The sequence below is a fragment of the Nocardia araoensis NBRC 100135 genome (genome assembly GCF_000308435.1).
GTDB lineage: Bacteria > Actinomycetota > Actinomycetes > Mycobacteriales > Mycobacteriaceae > Nocardia > Nocardia araoensis.
On record NZ_BAFR01000155.1, the window covers coordinates 1 to 18114 of the forward strand.

Annotated in this window: 17 protein-coding genes and 2 pseudogenes; 12 read left to right on the forward strand and 7 right to left on the reverse strand. The window is 67.7% G+C overall.

Features of this window, described 5'->3' with window-relative positions:
* From ON21_RS21060 to ON21_RS21070, 3 genes are all read left to right on the forward strand, one after another.
* Nucleotides 1-540, forward strand: a 540-nt coding sequence (locus ON21_RS21060) for an acyl-CoA dehydrogenase family protein (protein WP_039800101.1), incomplete at its 5' end; no start/stop codon positions are given.
* A 33-nt stretch (nt 541-573) separates the two neighbouring features.
* Nucleotides 574-1803, forward strand: coding sequence for an acyl-CoA dehydrogenase family protein (locus ON21_RS21065; protein ID WP_039800103.1), 1230 nt, complete (start codon nt 574-576; stop codon nt 1801-1803).
* Nucleotides 1804-2023: 220 nt separating this feature from the next.
* Nucleotides 2024-3034 carry an asparagine synthase-related protein gene (locus ON21_RS21070; RefSeq protein ID WP_039800104.1) on the forward strand — a complete coding sequence of 337 codons (1011 nt, stop codon included), beginning with the start codon at nt 2024-2026 and terminating at the stop codon, nt 3032-3034.
* Between the two features lie 292 nt (nt 3035-3326).
* Here the strand turns inward: ON21_RS21070 and ON21_RS21075 are convergent, their stop codons facing one another.
* Complete coding sequence (locus tag ON21_RS21075; protein ID WP_039800108.1) at nt 3327-4238, reverse strand: phosphatidylinositol mannoside acyltransferase; 912 nt, start codon at nt 4236-4238, stop codon at nt 3327-3329.
* Between the two features lie 589 nt (nt 4239-4827).
* Here ON21_RS21075 and ON21_RS21080 point away from each other — a divergent pair.
* Both ON21_RS21080 and ON21_RS21085 read left to right on the forward strand, forming a co-directional pair.
* Nucleotides 4828-5460, forward strand: a complete 633-nt coding sequence (locus ON21_RS21080; RefSeq protein ID WP_039800110.1) for a hypothetical protein — start codon at nt 4828-4830, stop codon at nt 5458-5460.
* Between the two features lie 84 nt (nt 5461-5544).
* A complete protein-coding gene (locus tag ON21_RS21085; RefSeq protein WP_039800111.1) occupies nt 5545-6045 on the forward strand; it encodes an ArsR/SmtB family transcription factor in 501 nt (166 codons plus the stop codon).
* Here ON21_RS21085 and ON21_RS21090 read toward each other — a convergent pair.
* Nucleotides 6013-6615, reverse strand: coding sequence for a carboxymuconolactone decarboxylase family protein (locus ON21_RS21090; protein WP_051021164.1), 603 nt, complete (start codon nt 6613-6615; stop codon nt 6013-6015). The two genes, ON21_RS21085 and ON21_RS21090, sit on opposite strands and share 33 nt — an antisense overlap.
* A 251-nt stretch (nt 6616-6866) precedes the next feature.
* Between ON21_RS21090 and ON21_RS21095 the strand changes: the two genes are divergently transcribed.
* The 5 genes from ON21_RS21095 to ON21_RS21115 all read left to right on the forward strand — a co-directional run bounded on the left by ON21_RS21095 (nt 6867) and on the right by ON21_RS21115 (nt 13640).
* Nucleotides 6867-8492, forward strand: a complete 1626-nt coding sequence (locus tag ON21_RS21095) for an acyl-CoA synthetase (protein WP_039800112.1) — start codon at nt 6867-6869, stop codon at nt 8490-8492.
* A gap of 177 nt (nt 8493-8669) precedes the next feature.
* Complete coding sequence (locus ON21_RS21100; protein WP_039800113.1) at nt 8670-10328, forward strand: acyl-CoA synthetase; 1659 nt, start codon at nt 8670-8672, stop codon at nt 10326-10328.
* 138 nt (nt 10329-10466) lie between these two features.
* Nucleotides 10467-11030, forward strand: a complete 564-nt coding sequence (locus ON21_RS21105) for a hypothetical protein (protein WP_169332715.1) — start codon at nt 10467-10469, stop codon at nt 11028-11030.
* 299 nt (nt 11031-11329) lie between these two features.
* Nucleotides 11330-12793, forward strand: a complete 1464-nt coding sequence (locus tag ON21_RS21110; RefSeq protein WP_051021165.1) for a PepSY-associated TM helix domain-containing protein — start codon at nt 11330-11332, stop codon at nt 12791-12793.
* A 97-nt stretch (nt 12794-12890) separates the two neighbouring features.
* Nucleotides 12891-13640, forward strand: coding sequence for a DUF8020 domain-containing protein (locus ON21_RS21115; RefSeq protein WP_039800115.1), 750 nt, complete (start codon nt 12891-12893; stop codon nt 13638-13640).
* A gap of 67 nt (nt 13641-13707) precedes the next feature.
* Here the strand turns inward: ON21_RS21115 and ON21_RS21120 are convergent.
* The 4 genes and pseudogenes from ON21_RS21120 to ON21_RS21135 form a co-directional block, all read right to left on the reverse strand.
* Nucleotides 13708-14100, reverse strand: a pseudogene (locus ON21_RS21120) (arsenate reductase ArsC); the annotation flags it as partial.
* 9 nt (nt 14101-14109) lie between these two features.
* Nucleotides 14110-14841, reverse strand: coding sequence for an aquaporin (locus tag ON21_RS21125; RefSeq protein ID WP_039800116.1), 732 nt, complete (start codon nt 14839-14841; stop codon nt 14110-14112).
* On the reverse strand, nt 14838-15212 hold the full coding sequence (locus ON21_RS21130; protein WP_039800117.1) for an ArsR/SmtB family transcription factor: 375 nt from the start codon (nt 15210-15212) through the stop codon (nt 14838-14840). Before ON21_RS21130 ends, ON21_RS21125 begins: the two co-directional genes overlap by 4 nt.
* Before the next feature lie 63 nt (nt 15213-15275).
* Nucleotides 15276-15806, reverse strand: a complete 531-nt coding sequence (locus ON21_RS21135; RefSeq protein WP_039800118.1) for an ArsI/CadI family heavy metal resistance metalloenzyme — start codon at nt 15804-15806, stop codon at nt 15276-15278.
* A 98-nt stretch (nt 15807-15904) separates the two neighbouring features.
* Here ON21_RS21135 and ON21_RS21140 point away from each other — a divergent pair, with 98 nt between their 5' ends.
* A complete protein-coding gene (locus ON21_RS21140; protein ID WP_039800120.1) occupies nt 15905-16264 on the forward strand; it encodes an Rv2640c family ArsR-like transcriptional regulator in 360 nt (119 codons plus the stop codon).
* Nucleotides 16265-16469: 205 nt separating this feature from the next.
* Here ON21_RS21140 and ON21_RS21145 read toward each other — a convergent pair whose 3' ends face one another.
* Nucleotides 16470-17141: a hypothetical protein gene (locus ON21_RS21145; RefSeq protein WP_039800121.1), complete on the reverse strand. Its 672-nt coding sequence runs from the start codon at nt 17139-17141 to the stop codon at nt 16470-16472.
* Nucleotides 17142-17473: 332 nt separating this feature from the next.
* Here ON21_RS21145 and ON21_RS21150 point away from each other — a divergent pair.
* Nucleotides 17474-17929, forward strand: a pseudogene (locus ON21_RS21150) (SRPBCC family protein); the annotation flags it as partial.
* Nucleotides 17930-18114: the final 185 nt, after the last annotated feature.

Sequence of the window (18114 nt, forward strand, 5' to 3'; positions counted from 1 at the left end):
CCCGGCCTGGTGGTGGAGGCCGATCCGAGCATGGGTCTGCGCGCCGCGGGCCTGGGCAGGTTGATCCTGGACAACGTCGCGGTCGGCGCGGACGCCATCCTGGGCGACGGCGACGCCGCGACCCGCGCCGAGGAGTACGCCGACGCCGTGCGCCTGGCCCGTCTCGGCTGGGCTTCGCTCGCCGCGGGCACCAGCCGGGCCGTGCTGGACTACGTGATCCCGTACGTCAACGAGCGTGAAGCGTTCGGCGAGCCGATCTCGCACCGCCAGGCGGTGGCCTTCATGGTCGCCAACATCGCGATCGAGCTCGACGGACTACGGCTGGTCACCCTCCGCGGCGCTTCCCGCGCGGAGCAGGGCCTGTCCTTCGGCCGCGAGGCGGCGCTGGCCCGAAAGCTCGCCACCGACAAGGGCATGCAGATCGGCCTCGACGGCGTGCAGCTGCTCGGCGGCCACGGCTTCACCAAGGAACACCCGGTCGAGCGCTGGTACCGCGATCTGCGGGCCATCGGCGTCGCCGAAGGTGTCGTGCTCATCTGACCGGCCCGTTCCGTTTTCCAGGAGACCCCACTCATGATCAACCTCGAACTCCCCAAGAAGCTGCGGGCCAGCGCGAACCAGGCGCATCAGGTCGCGCAGGAGATCTTCCGCCCGATCTCGCGCAAGTACGACCTCGCCGAGCACGACTACCCGGTCGAGCTGGACACCATGGCCGCCATGGTCGAGGGCCTGGCCGACTCCGGCACCCAGAAGATCGGCGGCGCCGCCGGTGGCCGCTCCGATGACGGCGACACCGACCGCCACGCCACCGAGCTGCTCGGAAACACCAACGGCGGCAACATGTCCGCGTTGTTGAACGCGCTGGAGACCTCGTGGGGCGATGTCGGCCTCATGCTGTCGATCCCCTACCAGGGCCTTGGCAACGCCGCTATCGCCGCCGTCGCCACCGACGAGCAGCTCAAGCGTTTCGGCAAGGTGTGGGCCTCGATGGCGATCACCGAGCCGTCCTTCGGCTCCGACTCCGCCGCCGTGTCCACCACCGCCGTGCTCGACGGCGACGAGTGGGTGCTCAACGGCGAGAAGATCTTCGTCACCGCGGGCCAGCGCTCCACCCACATCGTGGTGTGGGCGACGGTGGACAAGAGCCTCGGCCGCGCGGCGATCAAGTCGTTCGTCGTGCCGCGCGACGCTCCCGGCCTTTCGGTGGCGCGGCTCGAGCACAAGCTCGGCATCAAGGCGTCCGACACCGCCGTGCTGCTTTTGCAGGACTGCCGGATTCCGAAGGACAACATCCTCGGCAGCCCGGAAGTCAACGTGGAGAAGGGTTTCGCCGGGGTCATGCAGACCTTCGACAACACCCGTCCGCTCGTCGCCGCGATGGCGATCGGCGTGGCCCGCGCCGCGCTCGAAGAGCTGCGCTCGATCCTGACCGCGGCGGGCGTGGAGATCTCCTATGACACTCCCGCCAACAACCAGCACGCCGCCGCCGCCGAATTCCTGCGGATGGAAGCCGATTACGAGTCCGCCTACCTGCTCGCCCTGCGCGCCGCATGGATGGCCGACAACAAGAAGCCGAACTCGCTCGAGGCCTCCATGTCCAAGGCGAAGGCGGGCCGCACCGGCACCGACGTCACCTTGAAGGCGGTCGAACTGGCCGGCGCCATCGGTTACTCGCAGCGCACTCTGCTGGAGAAGTGGGGCCGCGACTCGAAGATCCTCGATATCTTCGAAGGCACCCAGCAGATCCAGCAGCTCATCGTCGCCCGCCGCATCCTCGGCAAGACCAGCGCCGAGCTGAAATGAGCTGGTAGACAACAGAGAACCGGTGCGAGTCCACTCATCGACTCGCACCGGTTTTTTCGTGTCCGACGTTCGGCTCATCGGTCCACCGCTCGCTCAGGCCGCCTGTAAGCCGTCATCGCCTGGAAGCTCCCAGATTCGGGCCGCCTAATCCACGGCCTGACGGGCATGCTCGGCTCCTCCCTGGCACGGCTGTGTTCATCAGGAAACTGGAACGGTGGACATGACCGACACAACCCCCTTGGCCCCGCAGACCTCCGAACCGCTCCAGTTCGTCACCGACCTGCTCGAAGACATCGGACGCCCCCGACCCGACTTGCGAACACTCACCGATCCACACGAGGCCGCTCACCTCATTGCTGAGGAATCTCGGTCGCGGATCACTGCCGTTCTCGACAAGTTCGGAGGAACGCCAGTCGTACTGCTGAGCGGCGGCGTCGATTCGATCTACGTCGCAGCCGTAGCGGTCGCACTCGGCGCGAAACCTATCGCGGTCACGATCGTGACCGAAGGTCAATCAGACGAACAGAACGCAGCGGCCGCAACCGCAGCCCTCGGGCTGAGGCATGACCCCATCCGTCTGACACCACAGGAAGTCGGCCAACTGTCTCGCGACACTATGCGGCGACTCGGCACGTCGGAACTCTGGGAGGTAACCGCAGGCATCCCGATACTCGCCGCTCGTAGAAGCATCGACAAGATCACAGAACTCGGCCCGATCTTGAACGGCAGCGGCGCGGATGCAATCTTCGGTGGCGGCAAGCGACTCACCCATCCAGTGGCCTCACTCGACGCCACGGACGAGCTCGACCGGATCATTCGCAGGGAGTCAGCCGCCAACTTCAGAGATGACCGGCTCGTCCCGCACTTCTATCCAGCGCTGCTGGATGAGTACGCCGATCGGCTAGTTCACGTATTCCAAACGGTTCGATGGTGGCAGATCGCCGAACGATTCGCGCCCCCAGCCCTTTTCGGAATGCGTGACGGCATGACCGTTGACAAACTCGCCCTACGCTTGGCGTGTGAAGAACAGCTTCCGTCAGGAGTGAAGCACCTCGCCTGGGCAGTGAAGTCGCCCATCCAGCGTTCATCCGGCCTGATGTCCGTCCTTGCGACTGCCGCCCGGTCCTACGCCGCCACCCTTCCAGGGGCGCGGACCTACTCAGACCCCATGACCGAGGACGCCGAAGCCGTCGCCACACGCTTGTATCTCTCGATCCTGGAGAACAGCTAGCGGCACCGCTCCAAAATCCGAGCTAGCAGCTCTTTGCTAGCAAGCGAGCATCGAGCTATCGGACTCGCACCGGATTTTTCGTTCTGCGGGCCGCCGGCAGCAACAGATGACGTGTCCGGAAGCACATTCGGCGATGCTGGGCTATGGATTTCGGGCCGAATGTTCCGTAGCCTTCGCGCACATGTGGAGCATTGTCCTGATCTCGATCGTCAGTTGTTTCATCATCGCTGCCGGATTCGCCTGGGGGCTGCCCGGCGAGTGAGGCGTGGCCATCGCGCGCATGGGAAGAGGTTCAGTGCGGTGCGTTCTGGATCGAGCGAGCGAGCTGCGCAGCGGTGAGATCGGCCGTCCACAGGGGCTGGAGCATGTGCCAGTCGGCAGGGTGCGCGGCGATATTGGCGGCGAATCGGTCGGCCAGCGACTGGGTGGTTGCCTTAACTCCATCGCTGGTGTCGATAGGTGCGTCGACGTGGAACCCCCAGCCGTCGCAGGTGTACCAGCAGTGCACCGGAAGCAGCGGTGCTCCGGTTTCGACCGCCAGCCGTGCCGGACCGCTCGGCAGCCGGGCCGGTTCACCGAAGAAGGTGACCGGTATGCCGGTGCCGGACAGGTCGCGTTCACCCAGCAGACCGACGATCCGTCCCTGCCGAATCCGGCCGAGCAGCTGCGAGAACGGTGGCGTCGCAGCACCGCTGAGCGGGATGATCTCGAATCCCAAGTGCTCACGGAAGCGGACGAAGCGCTGGAACAGCGATTCCGGCCGGAGCCGCTCCGCGACGACAGTGGGTGTGCCCACCCGCTGCACCACCCACACTCCCGCCAAGTCCCAGTTGCCGCTGTGCGGCAGGGCGAGTACGGCGCCGGTGCCGCGTTCGACCGCCCGCCGGATGTGTTCGAGGCCGGTGGCCGAGGATTCGATGGTGTCGGCCAGTCGCACCGGGTCCATCGAGGGCAACCGGAAGGCCTCGCGCCAGTACCGCGCGTAGGAACGCAGACTCGCACGGATCAGCGTCTGCGGCACCTCTTCCGGTGCGGTGGCCAGTACCCGAGCCAGGTTGCGGCGCAATTGGTTCGGTCCGCCGTTTCGGGCCGCGCGGTCGGCTACCGCGTCGAAGAGGCGGACCGCCACGGGTTCCGGCAAAGCGCGTATCAGCCGCCAACCGGCGGCGTAACCGAGATCCCATGCCCGGGCGGCGGGATCCATCACTCACCCATCGGCGTCGACCCGTGTCGTGTGGTCCGTCGCCGCGGGCGTCGCGTTGACGACGTCGCTGAATACGGGCGGACGAACTACCCCGGGCTCAGGCGTGCTCATCTCGGCTGGCTTGGTCCGGTGGCTGAAAAGATCAGGTGACGGCCGGTTACTTCGATGCATTCTGGGGTTCTCCGCTCACTGGCGACCGATGGCGCCCGACTGGTGACGGACCGCGAACGCGGTCGCCGCCGCGAATTCGGCGTTCACCTCGAGAACTCCACACTACCCGCGTCAAGACCGGACGGATCGGTTTTTTTCAGGACTGTGCCGAAACCGATCCCGGGCGGTAGCGAACATCGAACGCGGCCGGTCCGCCCGCCCGGCGGTGCTCTATCGTGGCCTCGAATCGTTGCGCGCACTGCTGTTGACAAGCACGTCACTGCGTCGATGAGCCAACGACACGATCACGCCATTCGGCGCTCACCCTGGACAGGGCGAGGACCGACCAGGCAGCCTATCGCCCTGAGCCGCTGGATCTACGAATCAGCGGACGTCTTTCACTCGAGCTGTACCAGAGAACTTCTCAGGAGGACTGGTTATGCAACGATTGAGTTTCACGCGTCGCCTCGCCACCGCTTTCGCCGCCGCCGCGGTGTTGGTGACGCCGTTCGCCGGGCACGCCGCCGCGCAGCCGACCACGGTGGACTGGGCCGTCGCCGCGCAGCAATTGCGTGTCGCCGCGGCCGGGAATCCGGCGGCGGAGCAGGCGATCGACCGCCTGATCGCCTCCGGGCGGCTCACCGACTCCGGGGCGGTGGCCTTGCCCGCGCAGCCGTTCCAGTTCCCGGCGCAGTCGGATATCGGCCGCGGTGAGGGTCCGGGCGTGTACGGATCGGGAATCGCCCTCGGGATGGACGGATTCCGCATCGGGTTCTTCGGCGGACCCGGCACCATCTCGCCGAACCAGGGCGGCGCGAAGCTCGAGGCACTGTGGATCAACCTGGCCAACGGGCGCAGCGGTACCGAACTGCTCTACGAACACAACGACGTTCCGGTGGACACCACCATTCGCACCCGCGCCCTGGACACCGGCGCGGGCCCGGTGGTCGCCGCGGTGTACGGATCGCTGTGGCACCGCTGGTCGGTGCCCGTCAGCGACGCGAACCCGGACGGGTACGCCTACCGGTTGGGCACGATCTCGGTTCCGTCGTTCGGCGCCGTCTACAACTGAGTGCGAAGATCCCGGCTCCCGCCGCCACGGGAGCCGGGATCTTCGGTTTGTCGGGAAGTACGTACTTCCGTAGCTTTTGGGTTCGTGAGTCTGGAAGACAGAGTCGCCGAGCTGGAACGGCGGCTCAGCGCGCTGGAAGAGAGAATTCGGCCCGACGACCTCCCGCCGGGCGCCGAGCAGTGGGCGGTGGCTCGTCTGCAGGACGAGTTCGCGGCGGCCGACGAGCCCAACGGCGGCGTTGTCTTCGCCGGGTCGGTCCGCCTGCCCAACGATCAGCAGCGCGAGTGGCAGGCCCGGTTCACCACCGGCGACCTCATCGAGGACGACTGGGCCGAGACGGCGGAATGCCTTGCCGCGCTGGGCAGTCCGGTCCGGCTGCGCCTGCTGCGCGAGATCATGGGCGGGCGGCGGACCGCGGCCGAACTGGCCGGAGTGGACGGGGTCGGCGACTCCGGGCAGATCTATCAGCACCTGCGGCAACTGGCCGCGGTCGGCTGGCTGCACACCGCGGGGCGTGGGCGATTCGAGGTGCCCGCCGCCAGGGTGGTGCCGCTACTGGTCGCCTTGGCCAGCGCTCGCCGCTGATTCCGGCGGCACTCCGGCGGCCACGTATCCCGCGGTGGCGAGCATCCCACCGATCTGCTCGTAGGTCGCCCGCTCCCGGGGCGCGACCGTCGCCAGGCCGTCCACATAGCGATTGAACATGCAGAACGCCGAAGCGACGAGCACCGCGTCGTGGATGTCCTCGTCCTTGGCGCCCGCGGCGCGCGCGTTCTCGACGTCCTCCGAGGTGACCTCGAGTCCCGACCGGCGCACCTTGTCCGCGATGCGCAGCAGCGCACGCAGTTTCGGATCGATCGCGGCGGAATCCGCGTCCTCGATGACCGCGTCGATCAGCTCGCGACCGCCGTCAACCAGCGCCGCCGCGGTCGCCGCGTGCGACTGGGTGCAGAAATAGGTCTGGTTGCGCGACGACACGTACGCGGCGATGGTTTCGCGCTCCCCCGGCGTGAGCGGGGACGACCCGCGCAACAGGGTCTGCGCGAATTCGCTCAGAGCCGTGCCGGTTTCGGGCTTGAAAGCGAACAGGCCCCGGATGCCGGGCAGATCGCCGGGGATGTCGATGAACGGTGCACGGTCCTTCGGATCGGACATTGGCCGCGTCTCCCTTCGAGCGGTCTCGAGACGTTGCGAGGGTAGCGCTACCGGCAGGTAACAGCGGGCGAAAAGACCGAAATCGGGCTGCCGACCGCTCCCACCTGCGGTGGACGTCACCGATCCGAGAGAGATTTGTCCGTTTCAACTGTGACCTGTCACACTCCGCACTGCTACGGTGGCAAGTCAACACGCCGTACCGGTTCGCTAGGTCGAGGACCGACGCGAGGGTTTTGTGGAGGTTGTTCGACATGAATTTGGCCCACACGCTGGAGGCCGTGAAGGCGCTGGGTGTGCTGCGCAGCCGGGGTGTCACCGATCCCCGGAAGCCGCTGGAGACGCTGCGGACGATGAGGGAATCGCGGATCCTCGGCCCTCAGGCGACGTTGATCCGGCATTCCGCGCGCGTGGCGCCGGACGCCCCGGGCATCGTGGACGAGGCGGGCGCCCTGACCTACCGCGAACTGGACGACCGGTCGACGGCCGTCGCGCGCGGCCTGCGGGCGGCGGGCATCACCGAAGGCCAGGTCATCGGCCTGCTCGCGCGCGACCACCGCGGACTGATCATCGCCATGGCCGCGGCGGGCAAGCTCGGCGTGCGGGTCGCGTTGATGAACACCGGGTTCGCCAAGCCGCAGTTCGCCGAGGTGTGCGCTCGCGAGAAGGTCAAGGCGGTGCTGCACGACAGCGAGTTCCTCGGCCTGCTCGACGCGCTGCCCGCCGACCTGCCGCGCTACATCACCTGGGTCGACGAGGGCGCCACCCTGCCCGAGGGCGCGCAGACGATCGACGACCTGGTCGCCGCCAACTCCACCGAGCCGCTGCCCGCGCCGAGCAAGCCCGGCGGCTTCATCATCTTGACCAGCGGCACCACCGGCCTGCCGAAGGGCGCCCCGCGCACCAAGGTCACTCCGCTGTCCACGGCGCAGATGGTCGACCGCATTCCGTTCCCGCAGCACGGCACCCAGGTGATCGTCTCGCCGATCTTCCACAGCACCGGCCTGGCCACCTGGCTGGTCGGCGCGGCGCTGGCCAACAAGGTCGTGGTGCGCCGCCGGTTCGACGCCGAGGCGACGCTCGCCTTGGTCGCCGAGCACAAGGCCGACATGCTGGTGGCGGTGCCCACGATGCTGCACCGGATGGTCGAGCTCGATCCGGCGATCCGGGCGAAGTACGACACGTCCTCGCTGAAGGCGATCGTGCTGGCCGGTTCGGCGCTGTCGCCGGAATTGACGATCAAGGCCACCGAGGCGTTCGGCCCGGTGCTCTACAACCTCTACGGCTCCACCGAATGCGCCGTCGCGACCGTGGCCAACCCCGAGGATCTCGCGCTCGCGCCCGGCACCGTCGGGCGCGCGCCGATCACCTGCGAGGTGCGGCTCTACGACGACAACGATCAGCGGGTCACCGCCGTCAACACCACCGGGCGCATCTTCATCCGCAGCGGCGCGCCGTTCGAGGGCTACACCGACGGCAGGCACAAGCAGATCATCGACGGCTACATGTCCAGCGGCGACGTCGGCCACTTCGACGAGAACGGCCTGCTCATGGTGGACGGTCGCGACGACGACATGATCGTGTCCGGCGGCGAGAACGTCTTCCCGCAGGAGGTGGAGAACCTGCTGCTGGAACGACCCGACATCTTCGACGTCGCCGTGGTCGGCGTGGACGACGCGGAATTCGGCAAGCGCCTGCGCGCCTTCGTCGTTCCCGAGCCGGGCTCCTCGCCGGACGGCGAGGAGATCAAGGCGTACGTGAAGAACAACCTGGCGCGGTACAAGGTGCCGCGCGAGGTGGTCTTCCTCGACGACCTGCCGCGCAACGCGACCGGCAAGCTGCTGCGCCGCGTGCTGGTGGAGTACGAGGTCAAGGCCTGACGAGCAGCGGGCCGGGCCACCGCGCCCGGCCCGTTACCAGCGGGTAGCGATCCGCTGAGATACGTGACACAACCGGTTACACAAGCTTGCTAGTGTTAGCACCAGCACTGGGTATCGAAAATGCGGTCCGCACCACCCGGAGGATCACCGGGTGACACCGCCGGAAGGTTGTCGTCGATGTCTCTTTCCCTACCCGCGTTGGGTGGCGCCGCCCGCAAAGCAGGCGATCTGGCCCTCGGCGTGAACGTGATGGTCAAGCGGCGGCTGTTCAATCCGCTGCGCCCCGACCATGCGGCGCGGTCGGCGTTCAATATCTTGAAGTTCGGCCCGTTCGCGGGCGTCGTCATGCACGCCGCGCAGACCAGGCCGCACTCCGTGGCGATCGTCGACGAACGCGGGGAGCTGACCTTCGGCCGGCTCAACGAGCAGTCCAACGCCCTGGCCCGCGGGTTGCAGAGCAAAGGCATCAATCCCGGTGACGTCGTGGCCATCCTGGCGCGCGACCACCGCGGCATGGTGCTGAGTCTGTTGGCCACCGGCAAGCTCGGCGTGCGCGGCGTGCTGATGAACACCGGTTTCGCCAAGCCGCAGTTCGCCGACGTGGCCGAGCGCGAGAACGTCAAGGCGGTGCTGCACGACAGCGAGTTCATCGACCTGATGAGCGCCATCCCCGCCGCGATCCCGCGCATCCTCACCTGGGTGGACGAGAAGGACAACGCCGATCCCGCGATCCCGACGGTCGATTCGCTGATCAGCGGACAGTCCGGCGCGGCGCTGCCCACCCCGGCCAAACCCGGCGGCATCGTCATCCTGACCAGCGGCACCACCGGCACGCCGAAGGGCGCCCCGCGCGACCGGGTCAGCCCCTTCGCCTCGGCCCAGTTCATCGACCGGGTGCCGCTGCCCGCCGACGGCACCATGATCATGGCGGCGCCGATCTTCCACGGCACCGGCCTGTCCCAGTTCACCCTCGGTCTCGCACTCGGCAATCGGGTGGTCTTCCAGCAGCGCCGCTTCGATCCCGAGCAGACCCTGGCGAATATCGAGAAGTACAAGGCGGATTCGCTGGTCGTGGTCCCGACCATGCTGCAACGCATCCTCGACCTGGACGCCGACGTGCTGGCGAAGTACGACGTCAGCAGCATCAAGGTGATCTTCGCGGCGGGCTCGGCCATCGCGCCGGACGTGGTGACCCGCACGCTGGACCACTTCAACGACAGCCTCTACAACCTCTACGGCTCCACCGAGTGCGCCGTAATGACCGTCGCGACGCCCGAGGACCTGCGCAAGGCGCCCACCACCGCGGGCAAGCCTCCGGTCGGCATCCGGATCGTGCTGCTGGACGCCGAGCGCAAGCCGATCACCGAGCCGAACGTGACCGGAACCATCTTCGTGGACAACGGCTTCGCCTTCACCGGCTACACCGACGGCCGCACCAAGGAGATGGTCGACGGCATGATGTCCAGCGGCGACGTCGGTCACTTCGACGCCGACGGCCTGCTCTACATCGATGGCCGTGACGACGACATGATCGTCTCCGGCGGCGAGAACGTCTTCCCGCTCGAGGTGGAGAACCTCATCGCGGGTCGCGACGACATCTTCGAAGCCGCGGTGGTCGGGGTGGACGACCGTGAGTTCGGCAAACGGCTGCGCGCCTTCGTCGTTCCCGGTCCCGATTGCAAGCGCGACCCGCAGGAGATCAAGGACTACGTCAAGGCGAATCTCGCCCGCTACAAGGTCCCGCGCGAGGTGGTCTTCCTCGACGAGCTCCCCCGCAACGCGACCGGCAAACTGCTGCGCAAGCCGCTGATCGAGATGGAGGTCGACGCGGGCTGAGCCGCGCGCGTCCACGGTCTTCCCTGCGGTACGGCTGCCGCATGCCGGGAAGACCGAAGTATTTCCAGTTGGAAGCTGCATGTGGCAGCGGTTTTCGATGCGGTCGGACGCGTGCAATCGGTCGGCTATCATCAGCGGGTGAGTTACGAGTTCGACCGGTCCGCCGCGGGTCGTCGCGGCGCCGTCGCGCGGGTGCGCGGTGGCTCGGCCGGTGCGATCTCGGGGGCCATCGCCGTCGCGGCGCACGGCTGGGCTTCCGGCGGCATGCTGCCGGACACCACCGCGCTGGCCCTGCTCGCCGCCGCGTCCGCCGTGATCGGCGCGTTGGTTGCGGGCCTGGCCCCGCTGCGCGAGACGTCGTCCGGGCTGGTCGCGGCGCTGGTCGCCGGGCAGCTGCTCGGGCACTTCACCATGGGGATCAACTCCGGACACCTGCATCACGGTGATGCCCAGCTGACTCCCGCCATGCTCGCCGCGCACCTGTGCGCGGCGCTCGCGGCGGCCGTCGTCATCCGGGGCGCGGAAGCCGCGTACCGGATCGGCACCGCGGTGCTGCGCCGCGTGCTGCCGCCGCGGCATACCCCGCCCGTCGTCGCGGACCGCGCTCCTGCGCGGACGGTCCATCGCGACCGGGTCGTTCTGCGGGTGTTCGCCGCCGAGGCGCTGCGCACCCGCGCTCCGCCGCTGGCGGTCGTTCTCTGAATTCATTCCATACCCGGTGCACGTGTGACGTGGGTATCGCTCACCGTCATCTTTCATCGTGCAGCGCAGCGTCGCCGCGCACTCTCGTGCCCGCTCCTGAGCGTGCCGCCGCGACGCCGAATCCGTGGTCGCACACCTTCTTTCCGTGCGGAGGTGAGACCGCGCTTCGTCGAACAAGCGCGTCTCCCGGCGATCGCGCGACGGCTGTCCGCGAAGGACTTGTCGCCGCGGCGGTCGCGTGCCTACGGCCAGAAGTGGGTTGCGCTCACCCGGGTTCCGCCGTCAGAAACGAAACGATCGTGAGTACAACAGAAACCATTTCCGACGCCGACTTATCGGAGCCGTCGGATCCGTCCGGCCCACGCCGGACCACCGCGCGTAACAGCCTGTACGCGCTGGCCATGCGACTGCACTTCTACGCGGGTGTGTTCGTCGGGCCGTTCATCCTCATCGCCGCCGTCACCGGCGCCCTCTACGCGATATCGCCGACGCTCGAGTCGGTCATGTCGCGCGACCTGCTGACGGCCACCGAGACCGGAACGCCGAAACCGCTGTCGGAGCAGGTCGGTGCGGCCGTAGCCACCCGGCCGGACCTCCAGCTGGTCGCCGTCGCCCCGGCGGCGGGTGCCGAGGACACCACCAGGGTGCTGTTCAACGACCCGTCGCTGGGCGAGTCCGAGCGGCGGGCGGTGTTCGTGAACCCCTACACCGCGCAGCCGGTGGGCGATGCCGTCGTGTACGGCAGTTCGGGTGCGCTGCCGATGCGCACCTGGATCGATCGGTTGCACCGTGACCTGCACCTGGGCGAACCGGGCCGGCTCTACAGCGAGCTCGCCGCGTCCTGGCTGTGGATCGTCGCGCTGGCCGGGCTGGTCATCTGGGTGCGGCGGGTGCGTAGCCGGCGGGCCCGCAACGGCTGGGGCTGGCTGCTGGCGGCCGATCGGTCGCAGCGCGCGCGAGGCCGCACCATGAACTGGCACGGTGCGGTCGGGATGTGGGTGCTCCCGCTGGTGCTGCTGCTGTCGGCGACCGGCATGACCTGGTCGACGTACGCGGGCGAGAACATCACCGCATTGCGTGAGCAGCTCAGCTGGACCACACCGGCGGTCAGCACCGCATTGCCCGGAACCGTTGCCTCGGGCCACGATTCGGGCTCCGACCACCACGGCGGCGGTCACGCGGAGCACGCGCCCGCAGATCCGGCCGATCGGATCGCCCAGCTGGATCGGGTCTACGCGACCGCCCGTGCCGAAGGCATCACGCAGGCGGCCGAGATCGCCGTCCCGGCCGCGCCGGGCAAAGCGTTCGCGGTCAAGGAACGCCGGATGCCGGGCACCTACACCGTCGACTCCGTGGCCGTCGACGGCGCGACCGGTGCGATTACCGATCGTCTGTCCTACGCCGACTGGCCGCTGATGGCCAAGCTCACCAACTGGGGCATCCAGTTCCACATGGGCCTCATGTTCGGGCTGCTCAACCAGTTGTTGCTGCTGGCGGCGATGATCGGCCTGATCACCGTGATCGTGCGCGGCTACCTGATGTGGTGGCGCAGACGCCCGACCCGTGATGCGAGCCGGTTCGCGCTGGGCCGGGCTCCGCGTCGCGGCGCGCTGCGCAAGTCGTCGCTGTGGCTGGTCGTGCCGCTGGTGGCCGCCGCACTGGTGGTCGGCTGGTTCGTCCCGCTGGTCGGGTTGAGCCTGCTCGTCTTCCTCGCGATCGACGTGGTGATCGGCCTGGCCGGACGGATGCGCGCCGCCGCTTAACCCCACATCCACGGGCGAAGCCCGTTCCTCCCACGACCTACCGAATGACACAGGTATGGCCGTCGCTTCGCCATGCCTTCGAAACCAAGGACTTTCCATGCAGATCACGAAACTGGCCCTCGCCGCCGCGTTCACGACCGCCGCGGTCAGCATCGCCGCGGGCACGAGTTCCGCCGCTCCCGAGGCCGCTCCGGTGGACAGCGCGTCCGTCGAGGCCACGTCCACCGAGGGTGCCGAGGCCGTCGGTTTCACCGCCCACGCCACCGAGACCGCCAGCATCATCAGCATCGATTCCGGCTCGCTGGTGGTCGAGGACCAGGTGCTGAAGATCAAGGCCGCCGACGGCACCGTCGTCGCGGGCACGCCCTTGACCTTCCTGGTCGACGAGTTCGAATTCCCCATCGCCGCCGAGATTTCGGACCGCACCGCGACACTGACCCCGCAGTTCGACATGGCGCACGCGGTCTACAAGCCGGTCGCCCTGCCCTTCGAGGACAAGGCTCCGTGGAAGACGGAATACGACCGTGAGCAGGCGGCCTGGTCCCGGATGACCAGCACCATCTCCATGGGCGCCACCATCGGCACCCTGGTCGGCGGCATCGGCGGCGCGGCGGTGGGCTGCGTGCTCGGCGGCATCGCGGGCGCGACCGTCGCCGCCGCCACCATCGTCGGCATGTTCGGCCCCTTCATCCCGGCCGCCGCCGTCGGCTGCCTCGGCGGCATCGTCGCCGTCGGCGCCCTCGGCACGGTCGCGGGCCAGATCCTGGTGACGGCCCCCGTCGCCATCGGCGCGGCCATCATGTACTTCTCCACGATCAACTCGCCCATGCCCGCTCCGCTGAAGTGATTTCCGGCCCGGCATCGAGATCGACTCCCTCGATGCCGGGCTCCGCTTCATCCGTTATCCGGAGGCCCATTTCGGTGAGCAGGCCGCGGACGTGGCGTTCGATCTCGGCGCGGATCGCGCGGACGGTGTCGCGGTCTTGTCCCGCGGGGTCGTCGAGCTTCCAATCGAGATAGCGTTTTCCGGGGTAGTAGGGGCATGCGTCGCCGCAGCCCATCGTGATGACGACGTCGGAGGCTTCGACGGCTTCGGGCGTCAGGATCTTCGGCTTTCGGTCGGTGATGTCTATGCCGATCTCGGTCATGACTTCGGCGACCACAGGGTTGATCTCGTCGGCGGGGGCCGAGCCCGCGGAGCGGACCTCGATTTCGTCCTGAGCCAGGTGGGCGAGCAGGGCGGCGGCCATTTGGGAACGTCCGGCGTTGTGGACGCAGACGAACAGGACGCTCGGTGTGGCTGGCATCGCGGCCTTTCAGTGCGTGTCGATGGTGTCGCGAGGGATGACGGCGTTGTCGGCGGCGACGGCTGCGGTGGCCGGGTAGAGGATGGCGACGAGGGCCAGGCCGATGAGTGCGCCGAGGAGTTGGGCGCCGAGGTAGCCGGGCACGGACGCGGGGGCGATTCCGGCGAAGGTGTCGGAGAAGACGCGGCCGAGGGTGACGGCGGGGTTGGCGAACGAGGTGGAACTGGTGAACCAGTACGCCGCTCCGATGTAGGCGCCGACCGCTGCCGCCGACAGGGCCGCTCGCCCGCTGCGGGCCAGGCCGAAGACGACGGCGATCAGTCCGGCCGTGGCGACGACTTCCGAGATCACATGACCGGTGGTGACGCGATGGTGGGTGGAGATCTGCATCGCGGATCGATCGAACATGATGTTGGCGAGGATCGCGCCGACGACGGCTCCGGTCGTTTGGGCGGCGAGGTAGCCGGGGAGGTCTCGGCCGGGAAGGCCGGTGCCGTGGCGTCGTCCTAGTAACCAGTCCGCCGCGGAGACAACGGGATTGAAGTGCGCGCCGGACACCGGTCCGAACACCAGGATCAGCACCGCGAGTCCGAGAACGGTGGCGGTGGAGTTCTCCAGTAGCTGCACGCCGATGTCATCCGGCGACAGTTGCTGGGCGGCGATGCCGGAGCCGACGACGACGGCGACGAGTAGGGCGGTGCCGAGGAATTCGGCCAGTAGCCGCCGCGCCAGGCCGGTCATCGCGCCGCTTCCGGCACGGTGATGTCGAGCAGGCGGGACAACTGCCGCAGTGCGGCGGGTTCGATGCGGTAGTACACCCACGACCCGCGCCGCTCGCTGCTGAGCAGTCCGGCTTCGCGCAACACCTTCAGGTGATGGGAAATGGTCGGCTGGCTGACGTCGAAGCCTTCCGAGAGGTCGCAGACGCACGCCTCCCGCCCGGCATGGCCGGCGACCACCGACAGCAGCCGCAGCCGGACCGGGTCCGACAGCGCTTTGAAGACGCAGGCCAACTCGGTGGCGGCGTCGGCGGTCAGCGGTTGACGGATCATCGGGGTGACCTCACACGATGGCGAGGTCACCCCGACGAGCGGAAGCTCCTGTTTCGACACGGATCGATATTGATGCACATCGAATCCATAGGCAAGCAAACACCTGGTGAACGCCGCCCTGAGTCAGTGGCAGCAGGTGGCGCCCGAGTCGATCGCCTCCTTCTTGGCGGCCGAGCCGCAGCACGCGCCCTCGGCGGCGGCTTCCTCGGCCGTGCCGCAGCAGGCCTGGACCGCCTCGGCGTCGGAAGGCGTGGCCGCACCGGTGAGTTCAGGTGCGGTACCGAAGGTTTCACTGTCGGCCAGCACGGTGTAGACCTCCCAGCGCTCGGCGTCCGGGGCGCTGACCCAGACCTTGTCCTGCGTGGCGAAGCAACAGGTCGTGGCGATCTGCTCTTCGGTGAACAACCCGGCTTCCGACAGGCGGGCGATCTCGGCGTGCACCTGGTCGGACGTTTCGACCTCGACGCCGAGGTGGTTGACGCCGCCGCCGTGGCCGGGGTTCTCGATCAGCACGAGTTTCAGCGGTGGATCGGCGACGGCGAAGTTGGCGTAGCCGGGCTTGCGCTTGGCGGGCTCGGTCTTGAACAGGGTCGAGTAGAACCGCACGGCCTGGTCGATGTCGTCGACATTGAGGGCGAGCTGGATACGGGACATGACTACCTCCACTTGTGTGACATATATCGAAGAACCGGTTCGATGCCGAGTCTGCCACCTTTTCGACATATGTCAATAAAGTAGGTAGAGTCGATCGCATGCCCAAGACGCTGCCCGTGATCGACATGTCCGCCCCGGTCTGCTGCACGCCGGTCGCGGCCGGGCCGATCGACGACGACGCCGCGCTGGCGGTGGCGCTGCGATTGAAAGCGATCGCCGACCCGGCACGGGTCAAGCTGCTGTCACTGCTGCTGACCAGCACTTCCGACGAGGAGAACGGCGGCGACCTCGCCGCGGCGGTCGGACTGTCGGAGTCGACGGTCAGCCATCACCTCGGCCAATTGCGCAAGGCCGGTCTCGTGGAATCCGAACGGCGCGGCATGAACACCTTCCACCGGGCTCGCCGGGACGCCCTGGCGGCATTGTGCTTCGTCCTCGACCCCAACTGCTGCCGCTGAGCCTGTTCTGAACAAAGCGGCGACCCGTCTGGACTCTCGCGTCCGGGCCCGCCATTGCGGCAAGAGAACCGGCACCGCAGCCAATCCCTCCCACAGCGAACGAGCTCTCGCCATCAACGAATCCGTCTGCACCCCACCCATTGTCTTCTTGCGGGATCAACGGCACATGCTGGGCGGCCACCTCGCAGCCATGCGCCGTCGCGAATCACTTGGGCAGCGCGGTGACGCATTCGTACGTGTGGCCGTCGAAGGAGCCGAGAGGGGCCACGCTCCAGAGCATTCCGGTCTCTTCCATGCTGGGGGTGTAGATTTCGGCGCCGGTGCTGTTGAAGTAGCCGAAGGAGGTTCCGGGGAACTTCTTGCCGGAGGAATTCAGGTATTCGGTCATCGAGTCGACGAAAGTGGAGAGGCGCGCGGAGTCGCTGGACTCCTCTTCCGCTACCGCGGCGGCATTCTGCGACCAATCGTCGTACTGCTCCATCATCGACCCGGAGGGCGCGGGGGTGCCGGAAGGGAAGGCGATGGCCTCGTAGATTCGGGAGCGGTCCCGGAACCCCGACAACGTCCAATAGATCGACGACGCGTCGCCATGATCGACGCCCGCGTTGTCCGACATGTGGCATACGCCATAGGCGTGGACGTCCAGTCTCAACCCGAGGCGGCTCAACCAGTTCGGCAGCGCGTCTTCGAATTGGCTGAGGCATGACTCGTCGTCGCTGCCGTCCTCCTCCGCCTCGGTGGCGGCCATCAGGCAGGCGAGCTGGTACGCGCCGTACGCGTCGCCCCGGCCGTTGGAAGCCTTTATGCGCTTCTTCAGCGTCTCGGTCTCGCGCATCTCGCTGCGGGTGGGCATCTCGAAAATCTCGACCTTCTTCATCTCGCACCCTCCTTCAGTCGATGGTCTCGTGCGGTCGCCATGACGAAACGTGATTGCCGCAGCAGCAAGGATCTCGCTCCGCGCTCCTGCATGTCCTCGCACGTTTCGGGTGGTCCTCGTAACCGGGGCCGGGTACGCGAAAACCCTGCTGAATGATCGAGCGTCGGCGTATCGACGGACGCTTCGCAGCACCGGAAGCGGGACCGCCGCCTGTTTGCTCCCCGGGCACCCGGGTAAGCGACCAATGTCCCGAGTCGCCCCTAAGGGAGCGCTTGTCAACCGAGAGACGCCGACCCGTGAAATACGCGGGCAGGCGAGGAAAGGGGTAGCAAGTGAGCACAATGGCCGCCACGGTGGACGTCGAGGTTCCGGTTCGCACCGCCTACAACCAGTGGACGCAGTTCGAGTCGTTTCCGCAGTTCATGGAGGGTGTCGAAGCGGTACAGCAGATCGATGACCGGCATATGCACTGGCGTGTCCATGTCGGCCCGTCGACGCGGGAGTTCGACGCGACCATCACCGAGCAGCATCCCGACGAACGCGTCGCCTGGAAATCCGACAGCGGGCCCAAGCACGCGGGCGTCGTCACCTTCCATCGGCTCGACGACACCCACACCAGGGTGACCGCGCAGATGGACGTCGACCCCGAAGGGTTCGTGGAGAACGTCGCCGACAAGCTCGGTGTGCTGAAGCACCGGGTGAACGGTGACCTGGAGCGCTTCAAGCACTTCATCGAGCACCAGGGCAGCGAGACCGGCGCGTGGCGCGGTGACATCCCGCGCCCGGATGCCGGGAGCACCGCCGCGGAGCGCGGCACGGCTCCCAGCCCAGGTGCGGGCCGGACCAGCACGCCGGGCGTCGGCACGACCGGCACACCAGGCACCGGCACACCAGGCGTCGGTGGGACCGGCATGCCGGGCGCCGGCGGAACCGGTACCCCGGGTACCGGCGGAACCGGCACCGGTGGAACGGG

What these genes read in the sequence shown, in the direction of transcription:
- ON21_RS21145 (WP_039800121.1), bottom strand. Translation starts at nt 17,141, where the DNA reads ATGAAGAAGGTCGAGATTTTCGAGATGCCCACCCGCAGCGAGATGCGC.
- ON21_RS21140 (WP_039800120.1), top strand. Translation starts at nt 15,905, where the DNA reads ATGCCCAAGACGCTGCCCGTGATCGACATGTCCGCCCCGGTCTGCTGC.
- ON21_RS21135 (WP_039800118.1), bottom strand. Translation starts at nt 15,806, where the DNA reads ATGTCCCGTATCCAGCTCGCCCTCAATGTCGACGACATCGACCAGGCC.
- ON21_RS21095 (WP_039800112.1), top strand. Translation starts at nt 6,867, where the DNA reads ATGAATTTGGCCCACACGCTGGAGGCCGTGAAGGCGCTGGGTGTGCTG.
- ON21_RS21125 (WP_039800116.1), bottom strand. Translation starts at nt 14,841, where the DNA reads ATGACCGGCCTGGCGCGGCGGCTACTGGCCGAATTCCTCGGCACCGCC.
- ON21_RS21090 (WP_051021164.1), bottom strand. Translation starts at nt 6,615, where the DNA reads ATGTCCGATCCGAAGGACCGTGCACCGTTCATCGACATCCCCGGCGAT.
- ON21_RS21065 (WP_039800103.1), top strand. Translation starts at nt 574, where the DNA reads ATGATCAACCTCGAACTCCCCAAGAAGCTGCGGGCCAGCGCGAACCAG.
- ON21_RS21080 (WP_039800110.1), top strand. Translation starts at nt 4,828, where the DNA reads ATGCAACGATTGAGTTTCACGCGTCGCCTCGCCACCGCTTTCGCCGCC.
- ON21_RS21070 (WP_039800104.1), top strand. Translation starts at nt 2,024, where the DNA reads ATGACCGACACAACCCCCTTGGCCCCGCAGACCTCCGAACCGCTCCAG.
- ON21_RS21075 (WP_039800108.1), bottom strand. Translation starts at nt 4,238, where the DNA reads ATGGATCCCGCCGCCCGGGCATGGGATCTCGGTTACGCCGCCGGTTGG.
- ON21_RS21100 (WP_039800113.1), top strand. Translation starts at nt 8,670, where the DNA reads ATGTCTCTTTCCCTACCCGCGTTGGGTGGCGCCGCCCGCAAAGCAGGC.
- ON21_RS21115 (WP_039800115.1), top strand. Translation starts at nt 12,891, where the DNA reads ATGCAGATCACGAAACTGGCCCTCGCCGCCGCGTTCACGACCGCCGCG.